Source organism: Acinetobacter guillouiae (genome assembly GCF_002370525.2).
In the GTDB taxonomy this organism is placed as follows: domain Bacteria; phylum Pseudomonadota; class Gammaproteobacteria; order Pseudomonadales; family Moraxellaceae; genus Acinetobacter; species Acinetobacter guillouiae.
Map to the genome: position 1 here is coordinate 4445385 of NZ_AP014630.1, position 24636 is coordinate 4470020.

At 38.6% G+C, this 24636-nt stretch carries 26 protein-coding genes; 7 read left to right on the top strand and 19 right to left on the bottom strand.

Features of this window, described 5'->3' with window-relative positions:
• Positions 1–64: 64 nt before the first annotated feature.
• On the top strand, positions 65–679 hold the full coding sequence (locus AS4_RS20705; RefSeq protein ID WP_096735354.1) for a hypothetical protein: 615 nt from the start codon (positions 65–67) through the stop codon (positions 677–679).
• On the opposite strand, the gene AS4_RS20710 is transcribed toward AS4_RS20705, so the two are convergent.
• Entirely contained in the window at positions 680–1165 is a 486-nt protein-coding gene (locus tag AS4_RS20710; RefSeq protein ID WP_096735355.1) for a hypothetical protein, read from the bottom strand. It abuts the gene before it with no gap.
• A gap of 95 nt (positions 1166–1260) precedes the next feature.
• On the opposite strand from AS4_RS20710, the gene AS4_RS20715 reads away from it, so the two are divergent.
• The gene (locus AS4_RS20715; protein WP_096735356.1) at positions 1261–1704 is read left to right on the top strand and encodes an ATP-binding protein; all 444 of its coding nucleotides are present in this window, start codon (positions 1261–1263) and stop codon (positions 1702–1704) included.
• Positions 1705–1709: 5 nt separating this feature from the next.
• On the opposite strand, the gene AS4_RS20720 is transcribed toward AS4_RS20715, so the two are convergent.
• Complete coding sequence (locus AS4_RS20720) at positions 1710–2009, bottom strand: hypothetical protein (RefSeq protein ID WP_096735357.1); 300 nt, start codon at positions 2007–2009, stop codon at positions 1710–1712.
• A 96-nt stretch (positions 2010–2105) separates the two neighbouring features.
• Here AS4_RS20720 and AS4_RS20725 point away from each other — a divergent pair, with 96 nt between their 5' ends.
• Entirely contained in the window at positions 2106–2879 is a 774-nt protein-coding gene (locus AS4_RS20725) for a tRNA(His) guanylyltransferase Thg1 family protein (RefSeq protein WP_096735358.1), read from the top strand.
• A 99-nt stretch (positions 2880–2978) separates the two neighbouring features.
• Here the strand turns inward: AS4_RS20725 and AS4_RS20730 are convergent, their stop codons facing one another.
• From AS4_RS20730 to AS4_RS20775, 10 genes are all read right to left on the bottom strand, one after another.
• A complete protein-coding gene (locus tag AS4_RS20730) occupies positions 2979–3398 on the bottom strand; it encodes a F0F1 ATP synthase subunit epsilon (RefSeq protein WP_056518359.1) in 420 nt (139 codons plus the stop codon).
• Between the two features lie 27 nt (positions 3399–3425).
• Positions 3426–4820, bottom strand: a complete 1395-nt coding sequence (atpD, locus tag AS4_RS20735; RefSeq protein WP_004723420.1) for a F0F1 ATP synthase subunit beta — start codon at positions 4818–4820, stop codon at positions 3426–3428.
• 26 nt (positions 4821–4846) lie between these two features.
• Positions 4847–5716 (bottom strand): F0F1 ATP synthase subunit gamma, encoded by an 870-nt coding sequence (gene atpG / locus AS4_RS20740; protein ID WP_004723421.1) that lies wholly within the window; start codon positions 5714–5716, stop codon positions 4847–4849.
• An 88-nt stretch (positions 5717–5804) separates the two neighbouring features.
• A complete protein-coding gene (gene atpA / locus AS4_RS20745; protein ID WP_004723422.1) occupies positions 5805–7349 on the bottom strand; it encodes a F0F1 ATP synthase subunit alpha in 1545 nt (514 codons plus the stop codon).
• 60 nt (positions 7350–7409) lie between these two features.
• Positions 7410–7946 (bottom strand): F0F1 ATP synthase subunit delta, encoded by a 537-nt coding sequence (locus AS4_RS20750; RefSeq protein ID WP_004823704.1) that lies wholly within the window; start codon positions 7944–7946, stop codon positions 7410–7412.
• Between the two features lie 11 nt (positions 7947–7957).
• Positions 7958–8428 (bottom strand): F0F1 ATP synthase subunit B, encoded by a 471-nt coding sequence (locus AS4_RS20755; RefSeq protein WP_004723424.1) that lies wholly within the window; start codon positions 8426–8428, stop codon positions 7958–7960.
• A 39-nt stretch (positions 8429–8467) separates the two neighbouring features.
• Positions 8468–8713 carry a F0F1 ATP synthase subunit C gene (atpE, locus tag AS4_RS20760; RefSeq protein WP_000424060.1) on the bottom strand — a complete coding sequence of 82 codons (246 nt, stop codon included), beginning with the start codon at positions 8711–8713 and terminating at the stop codon, positions 8468–8470.
• Between the two features lie 83 nt (positions 8714–8796).
• Positions 8797–9672 (bottom strand): F0F1 ATP synthase subunit A, encoded by an 876-nt coding sequence (atpB, locus tag AS4_RS20765; protein ID WP_004723427.1) that lies wholly within the window; start codon positions 9670–9672, stop codon positions 8797–8799.
• 103 nt (positions 9673–9775) lie between these two features.
• A complete protein-coding gene (locus tag AS4_RS20770) occupies positions 9776–10174 on the bottom strand; it encodes an ATP synthase subunit I (RefSeq protein ID WP_004723429.1) in 399 nt (132 codons plus the stop codon).
• A gap of 171 nt (positions 10175–10345) precedes the next feature.
• Positions 10346–11188, bottom strand: coding sequence for a metal ABC transporter solute-binding protein, Zn/Mn family (locus AS4_RS20775; protein ID WP_056518357.1), 843 nt, complete (start codon positions 11186–11188; stop codon positions 10346–10348).
• 138 nt (positions 11189–11326) lie between these two features.
• On the opposite strand from AS4_RS20775, the gene AS4_RS20780 reads away from it, so the two are divergent.
• The 3 genes from AS4_RS20780 to znuB are packed head-to-tail and all read left to right on the top strand — an operon-like array spanning position 11327 to position 13401.
• A complete protein-coding gene (locus tag AS4_RS20780; protein WP_004723431.1) occupies positions 11327–11824 on the top strand; it encodes a transcriptional repressor in 498 nt (165 codons plus the stop codon).
• Positions 11797–12597, top strand: coding sequence for a zinc ABC transporter ATP-binding protein ZnuC (gene znuC / locus AS4_RS20785; protein ID WP_096735359.1), 801 nt, complete (start codon positions 11797–11799; stop codon positions 12595–12597). Before AS4_RS20780 ends, znuC begins: the two co-directional genes overlap by 28 nt.
• A gap of 3 nt (positions 12598–12600) precedes the next feature.
• Complete coding sequence (gene znuB / locus AS4_RS20790) at positions 12601–13401, top strand: zinc ABC transporter permease subunit ZnuB (RefSeq protein ID WP_004723435.1); 801 nt, start codon at positions 12601–12603, stop codon at positions 13399–13401.
• A gap of 34 nt (positions 13402–13435) precedes the next feature.
• On the opposite strand, the gene AS4_RS20795 is transcribed toward znuB, so the two are convergent.
• Both AS4_RS20795 and AS4_RS20800 read right to left on the bottom strand, forming a co-directional pair.
• Entirely contained in the window at positions 13436–14056 is a 621-nt protein-coding gene (locus tag AS4_RS20795) for a LysE family translocator (RefSeq protein WP_034617240.1), read from the bottom strand.
• 72 nt (positions 14057–14128) lie between these two features.
• Complete coding sequence (locus tag AS4_RS20800) at positions 14129–14749, bottom strand: LysE family transporter (protein ID WP_004823696.1); 621 nt, start codon at positions 14747–14749, stop codon at positions 14129–14131.
• A gap of 162 nt (positions 14750–14911) precedes the next feature.
• Between AS4_RS20800 and AS4_RS20805 the strand changes: the two genes are divergently transcribed.
• Positions 14912–15832, top strand: coding sequence for a Dyp-type peroxidase (locus AS4_RS20805; protein ID WP_096735360.1), 921 nt, complete (start codon positions 14912–14914; stop codon positions 15830–15832).
• A 291-nt stretch (positions 15833–16123) separates the two neighbouring features.
• Here AS4_RS20805 and AS4_RS20810 read toward each other — a convergent pair whose 3' ends face one another.
• The 5 genes from AS4_RS20810 to AS4_RS20830 all read right to left on the bottom strand — a co-directional run bounded on the left by AS4_RS20810 (position 16124) and on the right by AS4_RS20830 (position 24485).
• Positions 16124–16834, bottom strand: coding sequence for an SH3 domain-containing protein (locus tag AS4_RS20810; protein ID WP_096735361.1), 711 nt, complete (start codon positions 16832–16834; stop codon positions 16124–16126).
• Complete coding sequence (locus AS4_RS20815) at positions 16831–18777, bottom strand: LysM peptidoglycan-binding domain-containing protein (protein ID WP_096735362.1); 1947 nt, start codon at positions 18775–18777, stop codon at positions 16831–16833. Before AS4_RS20815 ends, AS4_RS20810 begins: the two co-directional genes overlap by 4 nt.
• Positions 18777–19331: a hypothetical protein gene (locus AS4_RS21895; protein ID WP_197724422.1), complete on the bottom strand. Its 555-nt coding sequence runs from the start codon at positions 19329–19331 to the stop codon at positions 18777–18779. Before AS4_RS21895 ends, AS4_RS20815 begins: the two co-directional genes overlap by 1 nt.
• The gene (locus tag AS4_RS20825; RefSeq protein ID WP_096735363.1) at positions 19324–22629 is read right to left on the bottom strand and encodes a type VI secretion system Vgr family protein; all 3306 of its coding nucleotides are present in this window, start codon (positions 22627–22629) and stop codon (positions 19324–19326) included. Before AS4_RS20825 ends, AS4_RS21895 begins: the two co-directional genes overlap by 8 nt.
• A 158-nt stretch (positions 22630–22787) precedes the next feature.
• Positions 22788–24485: an NAD-dependent malic enzyme gene (locus tag AS4_RS20830; protein ID WP_034614981.1), complete on the bottom strand. Its 1698-nt coding sequence runs from the start codon at positions 24483–24485 to the stop codon at positions 22788–22790.
• Between the last annotated feature and the right edge of the window lie 151 nt (positions 24486–24636).

Below are 24636 nucleotides of genomic sequence, written 5' to 3' on the forward strand. Positions count from 1 at the left end.
TCAATCTCTACACTTTTGCAAATTATAGTCAATCCATAACCGATTAAATTACTTTTGGACAACGATGAAAAAGCTTTTACAAGGTGCGGTTTTGCCTTTTGTTATTTTTATTTCTGGCATGTTACTACTAGGCTGTAATCAAGCCGCTGAACAATCACGTCAACAAGATGACGCTCAAGCGATTGAAACTGCGCAAATGAGTGAGAATACATCCGACTCAAATAATAATAATCAATCAACAGCAAAAAGTACTGAAGATTTAAAACAAGGCAATATGTTTTATATCGCACGTGATGTTGCCAACGTACAGCTGAAAACTGGTGACTATGTTGAAAAATTACAGCAAAGCCAAGCTAATTTACAACAAGCAATACAATCACAAAATCAAGCTGAGCTGCAACAATCTGTCAAAACATTGACCCGTGAACTACAAGGCTTTAATACAGCATTGATTTCATTAGATTTAAAAAGCCAAGAGATTGATGGTATCCGCCAACAAGTGCTACAGGCCAATAAGCAAGTGCTTAACTCAGCATTGTTAAACGGTGATTTAGACATTTCAAAAGTTGATTTTAAGAAAATCGAACAACAAATGAATACCATCCAATTAGATATGCTTAAACTCGCAGGCATGATGATCCCGGGATCAAATACAGAACAAGCCCCTGAGCAAAGTTAATTAGATTTGAACAGACCAGCCTTGGCTTGGCTTTGCGACATTACATGATCGGTCTAGTCCTAGCGCGCGTTTAGCATCTAACTTAAAACGAGCTTGAGCAGACTTATAACTTGCGGGTAAAAATAGCGTTAAACGGGTTTTATTCTTTCCAATGGATTCCACCAAAGTTTTTGATAAATACGCCCCACCCTCTGTACGGGTAAACAAGGTTCCCATTTCTAAATCTCGTTCAAGCCGATTGTCAGTAAAGACAAAATCTTTTTCGCCAGTAAACGCAATACATTGCCCATAGGCCATTTTCAAATTTTTAAATGCCACAACATAATCGATATCTAATTCGGTTTCTAAACCATTCCCCACTGAATTTGCCACCAAACTTGCTTCAGTGGGTGAATTGGGTGTGGTGACAAATTGACTTTGGCATGCTGAAACAGCACTCAGTAGAAGTATTGAAAATAAATACCGACATTGAACTAATTTTTTCATTTTAAGTTTATTGGTTTTCTACAACAATGAATAGATTGTAGCAAAGTTCATGAACATGATTTAATAGCAGATTAAGCGTATTTTTGTAGTGTTTCATGCAACTGATTTTATTCACAGGCGTACAAGCTTCGGGTAAATCTACTTTTTATCAACAGTATTTTTACCATACACATCTACGTATCAATCTCGATATGCTAAAAACTCGCCATCGTGAAAAGATACTGTTTGAAGCAGCTATAGCCTCTAAAACCAAAATCGTGATAGATAACACCAACATAAGCAAAGCCGATCGAGCCCGTTATATTCAACTTGCCAAAACTGCTGGCTTCGAGGTTATTTCATATTATTTTGAAACGGATTTAGACAGCACTTTACAGCGTAATGCACAACGTGAGAGTAAAGCCAATATTGCTGAAAAAGGCGTTAAAGCCACCTTTTATAAATTAGAAGTCCCGAATCGTTCAGAAGGGTTTGATGCGCTGTTTAAAGTAAACATGATAGAAAATAATGGCTTTTCAATTGCTGTCATAACTGAATAAAAAATTTAATCTTGAGCCAACCGCCATGTTTTAAATGCGGTTTGCATCTGTAGTTGTATTTCTCTAGGTACTTTCCGAGCTGCTAAATTGGAAAAATCTCCACGATAGGTTTCAGCCACAATTAAATTGGTGAGTTCCTCAATCGCAATTCGCCCTTTGTTGTGATACGCCTGAATTTCTACTTCGGTTAAATAAATATCCCAACATGAAACAACAGAACTCATATCTACGGCAATACTGAGATAGTAGTCATCTTGAGTTTGATAAAGTTCCCAAAAGTGCGCTTGCTGTTCGATGAGGTACATTGTCTTCTATATCTCCTTTTTTATTATTTAGATTATGCTAAAACTAGTCAGTGATGAAATATAACTTTAGCATGAGAATAACGAAGAAGTTTAACCATGAGATTTGATGATCTAGATACACGATTACGTGTTTATGAAACAGCTTATGATTTCTGTGTACCGCCAGAACAATATATCGTTGTGCGTTTGGATGGACGTGGCTTTACCAAACTCACCAAAGATATTTGGAAATTTGAAGCGCCCTTTGACCTTCGTTTTAGGGACTTGATGGTCGAAACAACAGCTCACTTAATGCAATGTGGCTTTAATATTATTTATGGCTATACACAAAGCGATGAAATCTCCTTACTGTTTCATTTAAAAGATGACAGCTTTAATCGTAAAACACGAAAAATTATTTCTATTTTAGCCGCAGAAGCCAGTGCAAAATTCAGTGTATTACATGGTGAGATGGCAACTTTTGATGCTCGAATTTGTATACTGCCCAATGCAAAAACTGTTGAAGATTATTTTCGTTGGCGTCATGAAGATGCTCATCGCAACGCACTCAATGCACATTGCTATTGGATGTTACGCAAGGAAGGAGAAAATGTAAAAAATGCAACCGACCAAGTAAAAGGATTATCTCGCCAAGAGAAGCATGATTTACTCTTTAGCCGTGACATTAACTTCAATGAATTACCATCATGGCAAAAGCGTGGCACAGGTTTATATTGGACAGAAATTGAAAAAAGTGGTTTTAATCCGAAAACTAAACAGCCGACAGTATCAACTCGTCGTCACATTTTTAAAGACTATGAATTACCTTTGGGAGAGGATTATAGTCAATTTATACAAACACAATTTTTATTGGACACTCCCCAAGGATAAGTTTCTAGCATGTTGAACCAATATAAATTTGAACCATCCATAAATTAATTGCATAAAAAAACCACCCTCGCGGGTGGTTTTTCAATCTCAAACTGCGTCTTATAGCGCGCGGTTTTTGATTTTGCGGATGGTTTCCAACTGAGCAGCAGTTTCTGCAAGAGCAGCCAAAGCAGCAGCAGAGTCCAAATCGCTTTTTTGATTTGCAAGCAATTGTTCAGCATTTTTACGTGCTTCAAGAATTGCAGCTTCATCTAAGTTGTCAGCACGAACTGCAGTATCTGCAAGTACAGTAACAACATGCGGTTGAACTTCTAGAACACCCCCAGATACATAGATTAACTCTTCTGTACCGTTTTCAAGCAGAACGCGAATTGCGCCCGGCTTGAGCAAAGTGACTAACGGAGCGTGACCAGGCATGATACCCAATTCACCGCCAGCACCTTTTGCGATAAGCATTGTCACAGTGCCTGAGTACAAAGACTCATTAACACTTACAACATCACATTGCATAGTCGACATGTGAATCTCCTAAATTAGAGTTGCTAATTAAAGCTTCTCGGCTTTAGCGATCACTTCGTCAATACCACCAACCATATAGAACGCTTGTTCTGGGATGTGATCGTATTCACCAGCTAGAAGACCTTTAAAGCCACGAATTGTTTCTTTAAGTGGTACAAGTTTACCAGGAGCACCAGTAAACACTTCAGCTACGTGGAACGGTTGAGAGAAGAAACGTTGGATTTTACGCGCACGGTAAACAATCAACTTATCTTCTTCTGCTAACTCGTCCATACCCAAGATTGCGATGATGTCTTTAAGCTCTTTATAACGTTGCAATACGTTCTGTACAGAACGTGCAATTTCATAATGCTCAGCACCAACAACAAGTGGATCTAACTGACGTGAAGTAGAGTCAAGTGGATCGATCGCTGGGTAAATACCAGAAGATGCGATGTCACGACTCAATACTACAGTTGCATCTAAGTGAGCAAATGTAGTTGCAGGCGATGGATCTGTTAAGTCATCGGCAGGTACATATACCGCTTGGATAGATGTAATCGAACCAGACTTAGTCGATGTAATACGTTCTTGAAGAACACCCATCTCTTCTGCAAGCGTCGGTTGGTAACCTACTGCAGATGGCATACGACCTAAAAGAGCAGATACTTCAGTACCAGCCAATGTGTAACGGTAAATGTTGTCAACGAACAACAATACGTCACGGCCTTTACCGTTTTCATCTTTCTCATCACGGAAGTATTCAGCCATGGTCAAACCAGTTAACGCTACGCGTAAACGGTTACCCGGTGGCTCATTCATCTGACCGTAGACCATTGCTACTTTGTCAAGAACGTTAGAATCTTTCATCTCGTGGTAGAAGTCATTACCTTCACGAGTACGCTCACCAACACCAGCAAACACAGATAAACCTGAGTGAGCTTTCGCGATGTTGTTGATCAATTCCATCATGTTTACAGTTTTACCAACACCGGCACCACCGAATAAACCAACTTTACCACCTTTAGCAAACGGGCAAAGTAAGTCAATGACTTTAATACCAGTTTCTAAAAGGTCAGTAGAAGCAGCTTGTTCAGCATAAGAAGGTGCTTGACGGTGAATCGGCAAACGCGCTTCAGTCGCAACTGGACCAGCTTCGTCGATTGGGCGACCAAGAACGTCCATGATACGACCTAAACATGCAGTACCTACAGGTACAGAAATAGGTGCACCAGTATTAGATACGTTTAGACCACGTTTAAGACCTTCTGTAGATCCCATTGCGATGGTACGAACTACACCATCACCAAGTTGTTGCTGAACTTCTAAAGTAGTTTCAGTACCGTCAACTTGGAGAGCGTCATAGATCTTAGGAACGCTATTGCGTTCAAACTCGACGTCGATAACCGCGCCGATGATCTGAATGATACGACCGCTACTCATTGCTGTCTCCTCAATTCAAAATAATGTTAAACGGCAGCGGCACCACCAACGATCTCAGAAATTTCCTGAGTAATCGCGGCTTGACGCAGCTTGTTATAAATGAGTTGTAGGCTCTTGATAAGATCACCTGCGTTGTCAGTTGCAGCTTTCATTGCAACCATACGAGCAGACTGCTCACATGCGATGTTTTCAATCACACCTTGATAAACCATAGACTCAATGTAACGAACCAATAAACCATTTAAAAGCTCTTCAGCTTCTGGTTCATATAGATAATCCCAACCATATTGGCGGTTAAGATCCTCGTCCGTATCAGCCGCAGCTAAAGGAACAAGTTGTTCGATTTTTTGGTTTTGAGTCATGGCATTGACAAAGCCGTTTGACACAAGATAAATACGATCTAACTCGCCTTTATCAAATGCATCTAACATCACCTGTACAGAACCAGTTAACTGTTCAAGACTTGGAGCATCACCTACTTGCGTAGTTGCGCCAAGTACTTTACCGCCGTAGTTTTTAAAAAACGAAACCGCTTTTTGACCAATTAAAGCAAATTGAACTTCAATTGACTGCTCTTGTTGCTGTTGTACGTGTTTTACCACTTTTTTGAACAAGTTAATGTTCAAACCACCAGCAAGACCACGATCTGAAGAAACAATGATATAGCCAACGCGTTTTACAGGGCGTTCAACCATATAGCGATGTTTGTATTCAGGATTCGCTTGGACCAAATGAGCAATTACACGGTGCATATTTTCGGCATACGGACGGCCCTGAGCCATGCGCTCTTGCGCACGACGCATCTTAGAAGCTGCTACCATTTGCATCGCGCGAGTAATCTTTTGCGTGCTCTTGATACTAGCTACTTTGGCGCGAATTTCTTTTAAATTTGCCATACGCTTAACCTAGTATTCGAAAGCCCTTTCGAGCTTCCGAAGGTTGATCCGTGAACCAAACCATAACTAACAACAACATACATTGAAATTAGTAAGTTTGAGTCGCTTTAAAGCTTTCAATACCTGCTTTGATTGCAGCTTCGATGTCTTTGTCGTAGTTACCAGTTTCATCGATGTTTTGCATTAACGCAGCATGTTCTGAACGGAAGTAAGAAATTAACGCAGTATCAAAGTCTACGATTTTCTTCACTTCAACGTCAGCCATATAGCCTTCGTTAGATGCATAAATTGAAACAGCTTGGTCAGCAATTGAATATGGAGCATATTGTTTTTGCTTCATTAATTCAGTTACACGTTGACCATGTTCAAGTTGCTTACGAGTTGCTTCATCAAGGTCAGAAGCGAACTGAGCAAATGCTGCCAATTCACGGTATTGCGCCAAAGCAGTACGGATACCACCAGACAATTTTTTGATGATCTTCGTTTGAGCAGAACCACCAACACGCGATACAGAGATACCCGCGTTCACAGCAGGACGAATACCTGCGTTGAATAATGATGTTTCTAAGAAGATCTGACCATCAGTAATCGAAATTACGTTTGTCGGTACGAATGCAGATACGTCACCCGCTTGAGTTTCAATAATTGGCAATGCAGTTAATGAACCAGTTTGGCCTTTAACTTCACCATTAGTGAATTTCTCAACATAGTCAGCAGATACACGAGAAGCACGTTCAAGTAGACGTGAATGAAGATAGAACACATCACCTGGGTAAGCTTCACGACCTGGTGGACGACGAAGAAGCAATGAAATTTGACGGTAAGCAACAGCTTGTTTAGACAAGTCATCATAAATGATAAGTGCGTCTTCACCGCGGTCACGGAAGTACTCGCCCATTGTACAACCAGCATATGGAGCAAGATACTGCATTGCTGCAGGATCAGCTGCAGCAGCTGCTACAACAGTTGTGTACGCCATAGCGCCAGTTTCTTCAAGCTTACGTACTACGTTTGCAATTGTTGATTGTTTTTGACCAATCGCAACGTATACACACTTAATGCCTGATTGTTTTTGAGCAATGATCGCATCGATCGCCATTGCTGTTTTACCAGTTTGACGGTCACCGATGATCAACTCACGCTGACCACGACCAACAGGGATCATTGTATCTACTGATTTATAACCAGTTTGTACAGGTTGATCCACTGATTGACGCCAAATTACACCTGGTGCTACTTTTTCAACAGCATCAGTAAGTTTTGCATCAATAGGGCCTTTACCATCAATAGGGTTACCCAAAGCATCTACTACACGGCCTAAAAGTTCTGGACCAACCGGAACTTCTAATACACGACCTGTGCAACGAGCTTTTTGACCTTCTTGAAGGCTTAAGTAGTTACCTAAGACAACGGCACCCACTGAATCCTGTTCTAGGTTCAGTGCCATACCAAATAAGCCGCCGTCGAATTCGATCATTTCACCGTACATTGCATCAGCAAGGCCGTGAATACGCACAATACCGTCGGAAACCATAACAATGGTCCCTTCGTTCTTAGCGGTCGCGCTGGTGTCCAGATCGCCGATACGCTGTTTAATGAGCGCACTGATCTCGGATGGATTCAGTTGTTGCATTGCGCTATACCTCAATCTTTTTAAAGTTCAGTCTTCTTTAGACGTAGTTATTTTTAACAATTACGCTAGAAGACGAGTCCGCATTTTTTCAAGCTTGCTAAGCGCAGAATCATCTATCACTTGGTCGCCTGCACGAATAACAACACCAGCAATCAATGCTGGATTTACTTCAACTGTAACTTTCACAGCGCTGTTCAAGCGTTTTTCTAACGCATGAGCCAACTTCTGTTCTTGTACTGAATCCAATGGAAAAGCGGATTCAATCACAACGTCTACAGTGTTGTTATTTTGCGATTTGAGTTGCTCAAATTCTGTGTCAATTTCAGGTAACAATGCTAAACGGCCATTGTCTGCAAGAAGTGTCAAAAAGTTTGACACAGCCGCAGTTTGTTCATTACCTAAAACTTTCGCAAAAAGATCAACCTGCTCTGCAGGTGTCAACTCAGGGCGATTTAAATAAGCGGAGAATGCTTCATCTTGCACCGCAGCACTGAGCAGTTGTAATGCATTTGACCAAGCGTCAGTTGCATTTTGCTCAGATGCATAAGCAAATGCTGCTTTAGCGTATGGGCGTGCCAACGTCAAGAATTCAGCCATATTCGCCTCTCTTAAAGTTTAGCAGCCAGCTGATTCAGCATGGCATTATGAGCTTCTGCGTCAACTTGTTGGTTCAGAATTTTCTCTGCACCAGCAACTGCAAGAGCAGCAACTTGTTGACGTAATTCTTCACGAGCAGAATTGATGTCTTGGTCAACAGCATCTTTCGCTTGTTGACGAATACGCTCACCTTCAGCAGATGCTTGAGTACGCGCTTCTTCGACCAATTGTGCCGCACGACGGTTCGCTTGTTCGATCAATTGAGCCGCTTGTGCTTTCGCCGCATCAATTTCTTGCTTAACTTGTGCTTGTGCATCAGCAAGATCAGCTTTCGCTTTCTCTGCAGCATTTAAGCCATCAGCGATTTTACGCTGACGCTCACTAATCGCATTGATTAGTGGTGGCCATACAAACTTCATGCAGAATGCGACAAATATCGCAAATGCAATCGCTTGGCCAAACAATGTGAGGTTGATATTCATTGCAAATTCCTCAAATAGTGAATTTCGGAATTAAGCTGATTAACCTACAAATGGATTAGCGAAGATGAAGAACAAGCCAATACCAACACCGATCATAGGCACAGCATCAAGAAGACCTGCGATTAAGAACATACGAGTTTGAAGTTGTGGAGCCAATTCTGGTTGACGAGCAACAGCTTCAAGGAAACGGCCGCCTAAAAGACCAAAACCAATCGCAGTACCTAAAGCACCAAAAGCGATCAAGATAGCAGATGCAATTGCAACTAGACCTAAAGTGAGTTCCATGATAATTCCTCAGAGGTTAGGTTTATACCAAATTAAAGTAAAAAAATTATACCTAACCACCGGATGACAGTTAGGCAATACCATTAATGTTTTTCGCTTGCCATGCTCAAGTATACGATTGTTAGCATCATGAAAATGAAGGCTTGCAATGTAATAACAAGAATGTGGAAGATAGCCCAAGGCACAGACAACGCCCACTGGATCCAGAAAGGTAACAACGCGATAAGAATGAAGATTAACTCACCCGCATACATGTTACCGAATAATCGGAGTGCCAATGAAATTGGACGTGCAAGGAATGTTACTAATTCTAGAATTAAGTTCACTGGAATCAATAACGCTTTTGCAACTGGGTTACTTGGATTAAATGGGTTAAGTGCCAATTCACCAACGAAACCGCCGATGCCTTTTTCACGAATACTATAGAACAAGATCAACGCAAATACAGACAAAGACATACCAAGGGTAATGTTAGGATCTGTAGATGGAACAACCTTGAAGTAAACGTGGTGAGGGTCCATACCAAATACGTTTGCACCAATCAATTGAGCTGTATACGGAATCCAGTCAACAGGAATTAAGTCCATCGCATTCATGAGGAAAATCCACACGAAAATGGTCAAGGCTAAAGGCGCAATTAAACGTGATTTACCATGAAACGTATCACGAACACTTGAGTCAACAAACTCGATAATCATTTCGATTGCAGACTGGAACTTGGTAGGAACACCAGAGTTTGCAGCTTTCGCTACGCACCAGAATATCAAACAGAAAATCACACCAAGGCCAATTGACCAACCCATTGAATCCAAGTGGATAGCAGTGAACCCCATCTGTTGAGCTTCTGCACCACTTTCAGCCAATTTCCAAGTACCATCTGGCATTTTGCCATAGGTCATATTGGTCAAGTGATGCTTGATATACTCGGTCGAAGTCAGGGCATGTTCTTCAGCAGCCATAAATCACACCTGGTCAATGTCAAATAATAAATAGAGTTAACGAATATCGCGTGCTGCATGATATCTCGTTAATCCCCAAAAAAATTTTCAATTTCTGCTGCGCTTATACTCGTTTTTGTTGTCGTGCTACCCAAAAAGGTGCAATCCACGACATCGCTTGAACGAGAATAAAACCACAAAACAATGCCACCGGAGATAACGGTTTGACATTGCATAAAATTAAAATGAAACCAACGATCACAATTGCAAATTTGCCCATTAAGCCTCTATACATGTTCGAAAGAACCTGTTTTGAAGCACGTGCCCCTGCTGCTCGAAACGACTGCCAAGAAAAATAACAACTGGCAAGCCAACATATCAGTGCACCTAACGCTGCACTCAGAGCCGCAGTCGAGTCTTTCAAGACCCACGCTACCAAGGCTGAAACAGGAATCATAAACGCTTGCAAATAGACCAAAGCTTTTGCTAATCGTCGGTCAATCAAGCGACTAGTTTGGCTCATTTTTTATCCACTCACAGCATAAATGCTTGACAAGTTTAGCTGATGATCGTTTTTAATCGCAGGCATTATAGAGTTACACCCCTGAACATGCAATCTTTTCCCGACCTTAGTCGTGTTTTTTTCGATATACAGGTTGCTTTGCATATGAACAATTGTTGATTAATTTTTGCATCATTTCCGTGCATTAAGTACGCAAGCTTGTGTTTGTTGAGCCAAAGTCTGCCATGCAACCACAAAATCTTGTTGTTTAGCCAAAGTTTCGTCTACCGCTTGAAATGAAATTTCACCCAATTTTCGGTACTGACTTGGACTTGCACTACCTTCTGCCAGCAAGCACATTTTTTTGTAAGGTCTCGTGTCATTTAAAAACTTGATTTGAGTCACAGTCGGCGCAACATGCGGATCATCTGTCATCGCACCTGCAAATTTTAAGTTTAATGAACGTTCTAAATATTGGTAAGCATCATGATAAGCCCAGTATGGGCGTGCACTACCAGCACTGATACTTTTCTGTGAAACGCGCAGCATTTCACTGGCAAACTTCTTCGCATTATTCCAATATGCTGCTTTATTTTCTGGATGTTGTTGTGAACGTAAGGCTGCAATAAAGAAACCGATACGTACAGCATTATTTGGATCTAACCACACATGTGTATCAATCGTATCTTTCAGTGCAACACCTTTTGGACTTCTTAAAGGAAGTGCTTGGATAATGCCTGAATTGAGTATTGAAATCGCTTTCGCATTCTCGCCTAAAACTTTTTCCAAAGGCGCTTCATGTTCTTTTCCCAGCCAAATCACCAATGAAGCGTCCATAATCGTTTTGCGATTATCTGGTGTAAGTTGCACATCATGCCCCGTTTGATTTCCCAAAAGTAAAACAGGCTCTTCTATGCCTTCTGTTATTTCTTTTGCAATCAAATAAATAGGATGAGTTGACACCACTAAAGGCGCTTGAGCCCAAGTGACACTAATAAATAATGCACATAAGCAAAAGGCGATAATGCGATTCATGGGAGTGTATTACCAAAAAAAATTTATGTTATAGTATAACAGAAGTTAAAAAATACCTACGCCATTCGTAAGTTGATAGAGCTTCATGTTAATATTTGCGATTCTCTTCCATTCAAATAACAAGTTTTGAGGTCTGATATGAGCTTATGTTCACACGAGCAGCATGATACTTTGCATGGTGTACACGATCATCTCAATGTAGAAGCTCGTTTATCAGAAGCAGAAAGCCTTTGTGCAACCTCAGGTGCCCGCCTTACCCCTTTGCGTAAAGAAGTACTTGAATTAATTTTGAATGCCTCAGGTCCTGTAGGTGCTTATGATCTTTTAGCCAAGATGAAAGGTGCTGCAGAACGTCCAGCTGCACCACCTACTGTGTATAGAACCTTAGATTTTCTCTTAGAAAAAGGTTTTATTCATCGTTTAACCTCTATTAATGCTTATATCCCTTGTTGTCACCCACGTGAAGGACATCAAGCCGCATTTTTAATTTGCACTGAATGTCATACAGTGAAAGAAGCTTCAGCAAAAGGTTTGATTCAAGAATTAAATCACTTAGCAGCGTCTGATCACTTCAATGCACATCACAGTATTATTGAGATTTCAGGAATATGTCAGCAGTGCTCGAACAAAGCGTAAACTCCCCTCTCGTTCAACTGCAACAAATTAATGTCCGAATTGATGATCGTGACATTCTAAAAAATATAGATTTTTCATTACAAGAAAAAGAAATTGTCACGCTTATTGGTCCCAATGGTGCAGGCAAATCTACCCTGATCAAAGTATTATTGGGTATTTTAAAACCCAATGCGGGCAAAATTATCAGCTCAAAAAAAATTAAACTGGCATATGTACCACAAAAATTTAATCCCTCTCATAGTCTGCCTTTAAGAGTTAAAGATCTACTGAATCTTGAGAAATGTGATAAGGCCATTAAAGCTGAAATCATTCGAGATACAGGTATTGCCAAATTAGAGTACGCCAAAGTACAACAACTTTCAGGTGGTGAACGTCAGCGGGTTTTATTGGCGCGTGCTTTATTACGCCAACCCGATATTTTGGTTTTAGATGAACCTATGCAAGGTTTAGATATCCAATCTGAAGCTGAACTGTATGAATATGTGCGTAGCCTGCCACAACGTTATGGTTGTGCCATTTTAATTGTGTCTCATGATTTACAATGGGTCATGCAAGGCACTCAGCGAGTTGTCTGTTTAAATAAGCACATTTGCTGTAGTGGTTTACCTGACAGTATTCAGCAGCATCCAGAGTATCAAGCTTTGTTTGGTGATACTTTTGGAAAATACCACGCTTTTTACCAACACCATCATGACCATTGTGCACATGGTGACTCCGCCAAAACTTGTGAACATGGCCCACATCCACACATTCACCCAGAACCGGAAGCTTAAACCATGATGGAATGGTTAGAATTACTGTTACCTGCATGGATTATGGGAACACTTTTAGTGTTTCTAACAGCCCCGCTAGGTTGTTTGATGCTATGGCGTAGAATGTCTTTTTTTGCTGATACGATGGCACATGGTACCTTGCTGGGTGTTGCGTTAGCCGCTGTTTTAACTTTACCGCTTTGGGTCGGTGTTACCTTTACTGCGATACTCTTGGTGGCTGTACTTTGGGTTTTACATGACCCGCGTTTACCCAATGATGCCTTACTTGCATTATGTGCTGCGACCTTACTTTGTTCTGGTCTATTGTTAATTCAACATTTACCCGCATTACGTCCTGAATTATTAAGTTATTTATTTGGCGATTTATTAACAATTGAGTGGTCAGACTTACCGATTTTTGCAACTGTGATTATTGTTGCTTTAGCTGTCCTCTACCGTTACTGGCAAGCACAAATTCAAATTGCGATTGATCCTGATATTGCAGTAAGTGAAGGCGTAAACGCCAAATGGCAACGCTTAATTTTTATGTTGTTATTGGCTTTATTCACTGTACTCGCTTTACGTGCCGTTGGTTCGTTATTGATGGGTGCGTTATTGGTCATCCCCGCACTGGCTTCACGTCTTATTTCGCACTCACCGAAACAAATGGTGATGGGGGCGTTTGTGATTGCTCAAATTGGTGTGACTGTGGGTTTATGGTCAAGTGCAGCCCTGAACATCTCTACAGGGCTAAGCATCGTATTAACCATGTCTTTGCTGTTTGCTGTGATTTTCTGTGTAATGAAAGTAAGAAAGATGGCTTGATTGATCAATTCCATCTTTAGGCCCCAATCAATATTTAAACCATGCTTTTTAACGAAACATATAATCCATATATAGCAATGACAATCAGAATTAATCCGCAAAGCCCTAATATTTTTGGATAAATTTGACTTTTAGAAAGCTTATTAAACGACAGATAGACCAAAGATAACGTGAGAAAATCTAAAATAATCCATGTCACGACTAAGATAACCAGACTGGTATTTATATCAGCATGAATATGAATAAACTGCGGAAAAAATGATGAAAAGAAAATGATATCTTTAGGATTTGAGATACCCACTAAAAAGCCTTTGCTGAGACCACCATCCACAGGCGACAACATCGTATTGAGTTGATGCTCCTGTTGGGATAACACTTCTTTTAGAATTCCATAACCTAGATAGGCAATATAAAGACATCCTAAAACTTTAATAATCAAGAAAAGGGTTTCATTGACACTAAACATGCCTTTTAAAATTAAAATAGAGGCTGTGATAAGTACCAAAGAAGCCAAATTTGTCCCAATAATAGTCAGTAAAGACTGTCGGTAGCCACCTTTTAAACCTGCACTTGCAACCAAGATCATGACTGGACCAGGCGTTGCAATCATGATAATCACACTAATGGCATACAAATAAAATTCTAAATAATTCAAAGCATCCTCGGAACAATGGCTTATTTATATGGTCAAATCTCTAACACATAGCTCATTTAATCGCCTATGTTGTTATTGGTGCACCAGGCTTAATAAGCCAGCGGCACAACTAAACAATACGGCAAAAGTACGGTTCATATATTTTTGTTGTTTCGGTGATTTTAATAGTCTTAACACTTTGGCTGCCAATCCCGTATAACCAGCCATGACAATCAAATCAATGGTAATCATGGTCACTGCCATAATCACATATTGAATCCATTGTGGTTTAGACAAGTCTAGAAATTGTGGCAAAACAGCAAGTAAAAAGACGATGGCTTTTGGATTACTGATATTGACAATAAAGCCATATAAGATCAGCTTGGGAATAGATTTTGTCGGTTGCTCTGTTGGGATATCTATCGACTGTGTTTTCGTCGTCCATTGTATGTAAGCTAAATACAGTAAATATAAAACCCCAAACCATTTCACCACGAAAAATGCCAGCGGCGTGGTTGCAAACAATACCCCAACACCTGCTGCGACAATCGCAATTTGAACCAACAATGCCAGTTGTAAACCGATTGCATTCCAATAACCACGGCGAAAACCATAATTTAGACCGCTCGACATAGACGCGATCGCACCCGCACCAGGTGAAATACTGATCACCCAGCACGCCAACATATAGGCAAACCAGACTTGATACGACATAACAAAAGGATAGAAAACTTTTAACACGCTATTATAGCGGTTTTAAAACGATACATTTCGATTAATTTAATTGGTAAAAAGTATAAGACTTTACTATTCAGCTGTTGCTTGATCATGCACAATAAGAGGATTGATAAATAAAAATTGAGGAGCCATCACCATATGACAGCCCAATCTGTAATTCTACCTTTACCTTCTAATCATGCCCGTTTCATTGTTTTAAATTTAAAAAATCTGTCTATTGATGGCTTAAAACAACAGCTCAATGCGTTGTTAAGTACACGTGATCGCCTAATCACTCAACATCCTGAAGCCGAAATTAAAACCTCAATCGCTTTTGGTCCTGAACTTTGGGCAAAACTTTATCACACAACTCCTGAAGGGTTTAAGCAGTTAGAACCGATTCAAGGCGCATTTGAGATGCCTGTGGTTGCTGCTGATGTACTCATTCATATTGCGTCTGCACGTACAGATATTTGCTTTGCGCTTAGCCAATCCTTTTTTGATGGTATCCAAAATCAAGTTGAGGTTCTGGATGAACGGGTGTGCTTCCGCTATCTCGACGGTCGTGACCTGACTGGTTTTATTGATGGTACTGAAAATCCTCAATTCCCTGATGATCGTGCTGAGACTGCGTTATTAGGTGAAGATTCAGGTATTTTTGAAGATGGTTCTTTTATTTTTGCACAACGTTATGTACACGAGCTTGAAAAGTGGAAACGTTTAAAAGTTGATGCACAGGAAAATGTGATTGGTCGTTCTAAATTAGAAAGTATAGAGATGGACGATGAACACAAACCTGAAAATGCCCATATTGCTCGTGTTGTCATTGAAGATGATGAAGGCGATGAATTAGAAATTCTGCGTCACTCTCTTCCTTATGGTGATGGTCAAGGTGAGCAAGGTTTATTTTTTATTGCTTATACCAAAGATTTAAGCCGTATTGATCGTATGTTAGTTAATATGTTTGGTACTCAAGGCGATGGGATTCATGACCGTTTGCTGCACTTTGTAACACCTATGGATGGTGCTTATTTCTTTGCACCAAATGAAGAAGTGTTGGAAGAGATTTTGGAAGACTAGAATAAGAAAGTAGCTACGGACGTAGCTACTTTTTATGTTGATTTTAAACTTACTCTACCAAACTAATGATTTTTTCATACTACTGAATACATAACATTATATATCTAGAAAATTTAATCATGTAATCGTTTCCCGTCATTCTTTAAACCAATCAAATTTTTTATATTTTGAAATATTTTTTATGGATATTTCATTCATAATATATTGGTTAGTGATAGGCTCAAAATTTATCATCACTTTGCTTCACACGAGAAAACATTACACCTAAAAGATCTTAAACCATATAAAAAATTATACTTGTTCACTCCAAACTTTAACCTGTTTTAACTTATGATCTTTTATATGAAAAACAACATTATATGCAGATGCGCCTCCACTATTAAATTGATTAACTAAATATAATTCTTGTCCTTTCAAGTAAACATTAAATTGAGATATTTCGCTTTTACCATTAAGAGATTTCTTCGGAAAAAAATACCCTTTCAAAATATCGTAGGGTATAACAATATCTTTTCCATTATACTTAATTTCTATTTTTGATAGTTGAGAATAAGCATTATTTGGAATAGTATTTTCTACCCCCCATACAATCTGGTTTCCTAAATAATATTTTTCTCCGCTTTTTCTAAAGTCCTTTTCAGTCAATCTTAAATCTTGAGAATATATTTTTACGTCAGCTTTATCGCTTTTGAAAATAGCAGTATTAGATGTGGTTTTATTTAAAATAATTTTACTATAATCTTTAAAGAAATTGACTCTATCTTTATAAATATACCCTTCTTTTCCATTATCTAAATTTACAAAACAAAATTTTGAACTAGTTTCCTCCAAAATACAAGAAATCACCTCATTGTTATTAACTTTCCCAATAACTTTTGAATTTAGGCTCATTCCCTCTCGTAAATTAACATATCCATCTTTATCAAAAATTAATCCAAAGTTAGCAGATGCATTTGTATTCAATACTAGAAGAGCTGCTGTAAAAAAAATATAATTTTTCATTGTGGATAAGTCCCATTTTTATCGCGAATATACTTAATTTTTATTTTAGGGTATTTTGCTTTAAATTCTGTGATTTTTTGTGCTAAAGTTTCTAACTCAATATTTTGTGCTCTGGTACAACCCATCGTACCTTTCCAACCTTGTCGTTCGGCAAGAGGGTCCTTTAACCCTGAACCCCCACCATGAACCCATCTCGCGCGTGCATCTGTAGTTCTTATTTTCGTTGTACCATAGGCTTTTCCCAAATTGGAGGTTCTTTTACCACCATGAACTTCTGTAAAGTATCCACTAAATACACCATCTGCACCACTTTTAGCATTGGAAGCAACCTTGCTTCCTGACTTGAAACTATATATTTTATTACCTAAATGATCATAAAAGACTGTATAACCTGTCCGCGGTGTTTCACTGAAAGTATATGATGTATCCTGAAAAGTATATATAACAGCCATACCATCTGTTATATTCACTTTCACATTTTTATTACTCCCATTCGTTTGAGTTTGGTTTTGTTCTATTTTTGGAACAGTTTGGTTCTTAGGCTCCACTGCACTTTTATCCACAGGTGTTCTTAATTCAAGCAAATTTGAAGTACTTTTATTTGCCGAACTGGTTGTGCTATTTCTTGGTTTGGTCGTGTGGTTTTTTGAAAACGTAAGTATATCTAGATTTAAATTACCTAAACCAATATTACCAAAAATATCTTTTAATGCACTGTTAGAAGGTTTATGCTTAAGATATTTATTTATCTTAATTTTTTGACCAACAGCTATGCTATTTGGATTTTTAATATTATTATCGTTAACTATTTTTTCGACTGTAGTATCATGTTTTTTTGCAATTTCGGCTAAAGTATCTCCATTTTTTACAACATATTGACTCTGTTCATTTAATTTTAACTTCTGCCCAATCGAAATCTGATTAATATTCTTCAAATTATTATCTCGAGCAATTTTTTCAACTGTAGTATTGTTCCTTTTCGCAATACTAGCTAAAGTATCTCCTTTTTTTACAGTATAATCATTTACTGAATTAGTATTAATCAAACTTCTAAAATTATCTGGAAGAAGAATTGATATTATTTCATCACCTATTTTTGATAAAATAGGTGATGACTCACCTTGAGAATTAGTTTTTCCAAAAACAACATTAACCTCTTTTTTTTCACCTCTATCCATTGATAAGTGTGAGGGTTTTTCATTACTGGAATTTTTTATTGTAGCTAATACATAGTTTTTATTTGCAATACTTTTACCATCCGAATCTGTTAATTTTAACTTAGTTTCTACTTTTTGTTTTAATAAGCTTGTTAATAGCACTAATTTACTTTTAAATACACGTTCATACGTTTTTACAGCATCATCCCTCCATTTGAATCGTAATGCTCTCTCTTTACCTCTATCATCATTGTAGTATCCTGGTCCATCATGATGTAGCATATATATTAATTGCCAATATTTTTCATCATTTGGCTTAAAGCCCCACTTAACAGCCAATCCTCGATTAAATAAAAAAGCAACTAAAACACCATATGCCCCTATCGTAGCGTCGAAAACCTTCATTCCGCTCATGTCAATTTCAATACCAAGTATTTCTTTTGACCTTGCCTTAAAAGCATCCGCCGTACCTCGTGTATATTGAGCCAGGCCTGATGCACTAGTTGTTCCTGCAGCAGCATCAGGATTATATCCAGACTCAGCCATACAAATTAATAATGTATATGCTGTCTCCTTATAATCTAAATTAAATCTAGAGCATAAAGAAATTATAATATCAACAATAGACCTGTATGTTTCATTACTAACATCCCCAATTATTCGTGAATTACCTTTTAATCTTTTTCCATTCGGAATTGGTATATTAACTAATGATGCATCTATTATTTGATCATCTTTGTATGCATATCCTTTTTTGGGTTGCAATAATTCATATATATCTGTCATTAGTTAACTCCATAAACTGAGTTTGCTGAAACTGCTCTACTCTTTCTATATCTGTTGTTTTTTAAGATTTTATCATTTTCCGATATAAGAAAACCTTTAATACTTAATATAACAGGAGTATCAAATCGTTTTTTTTCACTATTATCCATAGCATTAGCATTATTTGTGACTCCCTGATTAAGAATGATGTAAGCTTCTTTATCATCTTGTGCGCAAGAAAAACTAACTAAGCTTACATTACCTTCTTTTAATATATGGGGACTATAAACTTTATTAATTTCCTGCTTCAAAATTGGCAAATCAATAACTTTGTTCTTACCTATAAAAAGCTGACTACTTTTACATTCCCTAACTATTCCACCACTTCCTCTATCAACTAACCCCTCCTCAGGATCAAAACAATATGAAACCACTTTAATTTGTTCTTGCCCACATTGAATTTGTTTAGATTCATACCTTTTATAATTATCTTCAACTTCATTTTTTTTTGCTGTAGAGCAAGCACTAATACTTAATACTGACAAACACAATAGAATTTTTTGTATTTTAATCATCATTTTCCACCTCATCTTCATCAACAATTGGATATTCCATACTATCTAACTGCTCATACTCAAAAGTACTCTCTGGTTGATACCATATGTCCTCATTAATGTTTTCAATAACCTCTAGTTTTATATCTTGATTATTTTCAGCTGAATATCCTGTTAAAGTTTTACCTTGATCATCTGTTAAACCTAAAATTTCTTTTCCAGAAGGTAAAGTTAATTTATATTTTTGCCCAATGAGTGGATTATTATATTCATCTGTTAAATTAAAGCTTCCATAGTACAAACTAGGCATATTAGGTACCGGATAATTAACAATAGCACCACTATCAAATTTATGCTGTCCAGCTTTTACATGAAATAATCGTGGGGTTTCAATAAATATACCTTTGTCCGAAATTTTTAATTGACTACCACCAGCATTAAGAATAATTTCTTTAGGACTAACAATTTCAATTTTATCTTCTACTGAAATGATTTTTATATACTTACGTGAAAGGATCTCCAACCAATCTGTTTGAGCTTGTATTTTTATCGGACCCTTTGCAGCAAAAGCACTTAAACCTTTCTGTGCTGCAAACAAGCTGATCTTATCTTGTGCATGACCGACAATATTCTTCTGTGCACTCAAATTAATTGAGCCTTGCGCACTTTCAGCAATATCTTGTGAAGCTTGTAACACGATATCTTCTGGAGTTGTCAGAGCTATCCCGTTAGGTGAAGCCAGTAACATCAATGCCTGACGAAAAATCTTACCTTGCTCTTGTTTGGCACTATCACCACTATTTTCTAAGTCTTTTGTATAACTTTCCATAAAGCCCTGTAAGGAGCCTAAAGCCTGCATCGGATTCACATCCAATTTGCTGCCTTTATTAAAAGTTCCACAAACACTGGTTAAATCAAAATCCTTAATTTCAACATTGGCAATTACCTTACCCACATCTTTTAAAGCACTTAACGGTTCTGTATCAAATTTGTCTTTTAAACTGGTTAATTTACCTTTTAAAACATCAGAACCATGTTCTTCAATATTTTCAATAAAACTCTTTAAGTTCTCAATCGACTCTTTGGAATCATTAAAAAAGTCTTTAAATTCATCTACAATATTCTTTGTATCTTTACCAAATTTCTGGATGTCCTCGATAAAATCACCACTGTTTTTCAGCGCTGAAATTGGATCGCTACCTACAGCATTTTTAAATAAACCCACGGTTGCCTGTAAAGCCTGATTTGCACCTTTTAGTTCTAAAGAATTAATCAGTTTCGGCAAACGATTGACAACATTCAAGGCATCCGTTTGTTGTTTGACTGCTATTTCACTCAGCACTTTCATACTTTCTGCACCTTGATTTAACAAGGACTGCGCTTGTGCTGCTTCTAAGTGGTCTGCAATCGCATTTTCTTGGGCATACGTCGTGATAAGCATGCCTTTGCCTGCACGCATCGCACCATAAGCATCGGTTCTTAACTCAAAACCTTCACCACGCCCATTGCTGGTTTCCTTATCTTTCGGGTGACTTAAGTTCCCGAGATTAAGTTGTGTCGCTGCATGACTACTTTGTAGCTGTGTGCTGATTTGGCCTGTTGTATCATCAAAGCGGAGTTGATTAAAACCTGATCCACCCACTTCCGATGAGCGAATACCACTTAATTTTTTGGTATCAGGCAACTGGCCTTTGATATCAAACATGGTTTGATGACGTTCTGCTTCATGTAAACGTCCCATCACAAATGGACGGTCGACATTGCCATCAAAGAAATCAATAACTACGATTTCACCAATTCGTGGGTGGAATCTTGTGCCATAACCTTCTCCCGCCCAAGAGGTCAATACATCAACCCAAGCTGAGTCTGTATCATTGTCATTCGAGCCTGCACCACCATCATGACTATTGTCATCGGTACGGGTGAAGAGGAAACGAACTTTGATCCGCCCCCATTGATCGACATAAATCGTTTCGCCTTGCGGGCCAACCACTTTGGCACGTTGTGGAAATGCAGAAGGTCTATGTGCTAAAGGGTTATACTCAGGAACGATCGGAATTCTACGGCGCACCAAGGACAACTCATTGGCTTGACGCTGGTCTTTAATTAAATGATTCCAGTAATTTAAATTAAGCAGCTTGGATAACTGATCTTGTAACTCTTTGGGTAAGTTATTTTGATTGTAAAAAGTCTTACCTAAGATTAAGAACTCACGATCCGAACCATCATGTTGATCAATTTCAGGGTGTTCTCTTAGTTCAAACCAATAACCAACTTGCGCATCACGCACTGAACTGGTTGCAGTAAAATATTTGGACTGTAATTCTTGGTATTGTGTTAGTTGGGTATTTAATTTATCAACTTGGGCTGAACTGGAAACTGTGGTTTGGTCTTCGCCATTGAGATCACTGGTCCAAGCTGGGCTAATTGTCCAAGCCTGCTCTAAACTTAAAGTTTCATTGTCTTGTTGATCACTATGTTGGTGATTACTTAACTGGCTATCGCCCTGATCTTGTAAAAGGCTATCCGCTTGCCAACGTTGTACTTGTATTGCTGTTGATTGAATTGAACGCTGGGCGATGAGGCTGGTGATCGTGTCAAAGCGTTCTGTTGCATGACTGCGATGGAAACGAATACTTCGTCTAGGCATTGCCTCATATTGCGTATTGTCATCAATGAGACGTAATTTCTGTGCCTGAATCTGCGTTGCCGAAATAGGCACAATTCGTACAGATTCATCAACTAACCAGTTAATACCTTCACTGCGCCACAAGCGAGTTAAAAACTCATAATCCGTTTCATTGGCTTGCATTACAAAAGGACGGATATCGTATTGTTTTTTTAAACCAGTACTGTCCAGACTGAGACTGGCAGAAAATAAGGCGCTTTTCGCTTGCCACTCTTTAAATAAGATTTCCGATATTTCCAGAACACTTTTGTTCATAAAAACACGGCTATTACGACGCTTATGCCAAAGACTGGTTGCATCTTCAAGCGTTAATTTATAAACACTTAACGCCCCATCACTCTGCCCTTGGCTTGCCCCTGTCACAATTCCAGTGGTTCGGTACAATTCACCAAAATCGGTGACTTGATCAACTGCAACCTGACACCCGATAAATTGTTTTAAAGCAATATGCGCATTGGTTGAAAGGCAGAGTAATTCTGCCTTTAAGCCTTGGTTGATCTGTTGTTGCCCCTGAATGCATTGCAAGAATACACTGCTGTTTAAGGCTTGATTTGAGAATTGAACGTGGATCGCTCGTGTTTGTAGTCCCAAGCCAAAGCTTTCAAGTAAGGTCGTAATATTTTTCAGCATTTTAGTTATTGATATTTAATTACAAGTGTCCTTATTTTAATTAAAAATTCAAAAAAAGACACCGATAAATTGTTATATTTTTTAATCAATATCTCTTTTAAAAAAAGGGAAATTATCTAGTAACTTCCCTTTTTATCTTCATTACCTATCAATAAAAGTTAAAACGGAACACGTTTATAATCACGATATTCTGGTTTCCAGAAGTTCTGTTCAATACTTTCTAGCAATTGCTCATCACTGATCATCGGCGCTACACCATCTTGAATAGCGGCTTTAGCAACTTTAAACGCGATAATTTTAGATACTTGCTGCAATTCATTTAAATCAGGCAATAAATCTGCATGGATATCTTGCAACTTCGGTGAACAATCGGCCAAAGCTGAACTTGAAGCCATCAGCATATTGTCTGTAACACGGGTTGCTTGAACTGCTACCACACCCAAACCAATACCAGGGAAGATATAAGAGTTATTGCACTGTGAAATCTGATAGGTTTCACCATGATAATTCACAGGGGTAAATGGGCTACCTGTCGCAATCAATGCTTTACCATCTGTCCATTGAATAATATCAGCTGGCACGGCTTCAACTCGTGAAGTTGGGTTGGATAAAGGCAATACAATCGGATATTCACAGTTTTCAGCCATCGTTTTAATGATTTCTTCTGTAAATAAACCGGGTTGACCGGATACCCCAATCAATACGGTTGGTTTGGCATTTTTCACAACATCAAGTAGTGAAATGATTTCCTCAGCATTACCCCAATGTGCAACATCTTCAGGTTTCTGCGCAAGCTTACGTTGGAAATCTAATAAGTTTGGCTGATTTTCAGTGATTAAACCAAAACGATCTACCATAAATACTTTGGCACGCGCTTCAGCATCCGTCAGGCCTTCAGCAACCATCTGTGCAATAATTTGTTCTGCAATACCACAACCTGCGGAACCAGCCCCTAAGAAGGTAATTTTCTGGTCTTTGAGCTGTTTACCTGCGGCTCTACTCGCAGCAATTAAAGTACCGACACAAACTGCCGCTGTTCCTTGAATATCGTCATTAAAACAACAAATCTTATCACGGTATTTTTCAAGTAAAGGCATGGCATTTTTTTGCGCAAAATCTTCGAATTGAATCAATGCTTTTGGCCAACGACGTTTAACCGCTGCAATCACTTCATCGACAAATTCATAATATTCATCCCCACTGACACGAGGTTGCGACCATCCCATATAAATCGGGTCATTCAATAATTGTTGATTATTGGTTCCCACATCAATGGTAATCGGCAATGTATAGGCTGGACTAATACCACCACATGCGGTGTAAAGAGACAGTTTTCCAATTGGAATTCCCATGCCGCCAATACCTTGGTCGCCTAAACCAAGAATACGCTCACCATCTGTGATTACAATCACTTTGACATTTTTACGGTTTACGTTGTGAATGATTTCATCAATGTATTTACGGTCAGGATAGGAAAGAAATACGCCACGATGACGACGATAAATATCGGAGAAACGCTGACATGCTTCACCCACTGTCGGTGTATAGATAATCGGCATCATCTCACTTAAGTGGTTTTCAATCAGGTGGTAAAACAGCGTTTCATTGGTGTCTTGAATATTTCGTAAATAAATATGCTTATTGATCGCTTCACTGAAAGAACAGAACTGTTGGTATGAACGTTGACTTTGTTCCTCGATACTTTCGATCACATGAGGAATTAAACCGTGTAAGTTAAATTGAGTTCGTTCTTCTTCTGTGAAGGCTGAACCTTTATTTAATAAAGGCAGCTCTAATAAGGCATTACCTGCATAATGAATATATAGAGGATATTTTTTCAGGGTTTCCGTTGGCATTTCCATTCTCATTGAAGCAGACTGCCTGCTTCTATCTTTTGCTAAGCTACGACTTTGGTCTGATACAAGCTTAAGCCTATTTTTGACTAAATGGGTATTTAGATACGTGATAATGATATTCAAAGTATTTTACAGAATGATAAATTATTCT